General features: G+C 63.0%; 2 protein-coding genes and 1 pseudogene. 1 reads left to right on the top strand and 2 read right to left on the bottom strand.

The window, feature by feature from the left end:
- Both AC1DIO_RS35235 and AC1DIO_RS35230 read right to left on the bottom strand, forming a co-directional pair.
- Positions 1–863 (bottom strand): DUF3300 domain-containing protein (locus tag AC1DIO_RS35235; RefSeq protein ID WP_476854938.1); only part of this gene is annotated, 863 nt, incomplete at its 3' end.
- 111 nt (positions 864–974) lie between these two features.
- Positions 975–1,241: a hypothetical protein gene (locus AC1DIO_RS35230; protein ID WP_441509210.1), complete on the bottom strand. Its 267-nt coding sequence runs from the start codon at positions 1,239–1,241 to the stop codon at positions 975–977.
- A gap of 224 nt (positions 1,242–1,465) precedes the next feature.
- Here AC1DIO_RS35230 and AC1DIO_RS35225 point away from each other — a divergent pair.
- Positions 1,466–1,770 (top strand): annotated as a pseudogene (locus AC1DIO_RS35225) (decarboxylase); the annotation flags it as partial.

Genomic DNA, 1,770 nt, shown 5'->3' with positions numbered 1-1,770 from the left:
AACCGCTGCTGAACCTGCGAATTGCCGTATCTGACCCCTTGGCGATGCTGCGGATTGTGCTGCCAGTGCGTCACGCGATCGCGGTTGATATTGATGTTGTTGTTGTTCCAGTTGATGTTGCCGCCCCAATAGCCGCCGGTCGCCCAGCGTCCGAGCGCGTAGGCGGTGCCGAAGGCGAGACCGGTCGCAACGACGCCGGCCGCTATGTAGCCCGTGTAGGGAAAGTAGTAGGGCGGATATTCCGGATAGGGCCAGGAGCCGTAGACGACGCTGGGCTCATAGTACGGCACATAGATGGTGTCCGGTGCCGTCGGCGCGATCGCGATGGTCTGCCTTGCGCCCTCCTGCTGCACGGTCACCGTCTGCTGCGTACCCGAGGTGAGCTTCTTGTTCTCGTAGGCCCGCGACCTCATCCGCTGGACAGCGTCCATGACGTCGGTTTCCTGAGCGAGAACTGCATCGCCGAGCTTCCGCGTCCAGTCCAGGTTCTTGCTCATCATCTCCAGCACAGACGGCGTGGCGACCAATGCCTTGACGCTATCGTCCCAGGCCTGTTTCTCCGCGGCGGCCTTGAGTGCGTCTCCCTTGTGCTTCTTGTTCTCGGCAGCCCAGCGCTGGGCCTGTACGACTTCGAGCGGATAGGTCGAGGCCATCAGCACCTGAGCCAGCAGGGTGTCCGGATAGAGCGCCACGGGAGCGAGGAGCGCGTCGAGCTGCGCTGTCGCGAGCAGGGCCTGATCGACCGGCAGGGCCGCGGGCGTCACTGCCGCGCCCGGCGAAGGAGCGGGCGCCTGCGCTTGTGCGAAGGATTGAAGGGGGGGCGCCAAGGCCAACACGCCCGCCAGCACGAACTGGAGAATCATCGCACGCTCCCGATTTCCGCTCCTTCGGGGCGCTCGCACCTCGGAAGGGCATGCTGCCGGAATGTCGAGACCAGTATCAGGACAGCCCCGGATACCGAATTCGAGCCGTTGCTAGCGCAGGTTGCTTGGGGCGGTGCCATGGGTGCGCTCCCACTCTCGCAGCGCCTCGAACGCTTCCTTGTTCGCGCGGCCCTCCTCCATGGCTTTCGTCAATAGGCCGCTCTGCTTCATCATCTGGTTCTCGTAGATGAAATCCCACATGCAGCCATTGATCTTGTTGCATGAGTTCGCTGTTCCGACGGTCTGCGCGGTAGCTGATGCGACAAGAACCGCGGCGGCCATTACGACGGACGCTGCAAGGGTGATCAGCCTGCTCATCATCAAAGCCTCCACGCTCAATTCGCGACTAACCCACGCAGGACATCGCAATGCGTTCCGACCTACCCCGTGAATTCTAGCGAATTCCTGCCAACAAGAACCTGTCCCTAAGGACAATACGCCGACGCCCCCCGATGTGCTGTTCTCAGCCTGGGGTTTTCTGCGCCAGATGGCGCGGGCGCGGCCACGCCCGCAGGCGGTCGCCGACCGGGAGGGATTCGGAAATGTCCAGTGCTGCCAAAGATGCGCGGTCGATCGACCACTTCTTCTCCGCGCCGTCCGGACGCCATGATCGGTGGCGGGACCTTCATTCCATCGCAAGGTCCTGGGCCAAAGGAGACGCAAAGCGGGGCGCCGTCGAGCAGGCCCTCGATGACCTCGGCGTGCTCGAGGAGTTCCATGCCTTTCCCGGCACGGAGCTGATCGCGGCGCTGCGCGAACGTCTCAGGAACGAGGACAAGGCCGGATTTCTCGCTCTTGCGAAGCGCATCTCGGTCGACATCATCACAGGCAACTACAAGCATGACGC

The sequence above is a fragment of the Allobosea sp. 05T439 genome (assembly GCF_056396005.1).
The sequence above is the reverse complement of the archived record's forward strand: the minus strand, read 5'-3'. Positions and strand labels throughout refer to the sequence as shown.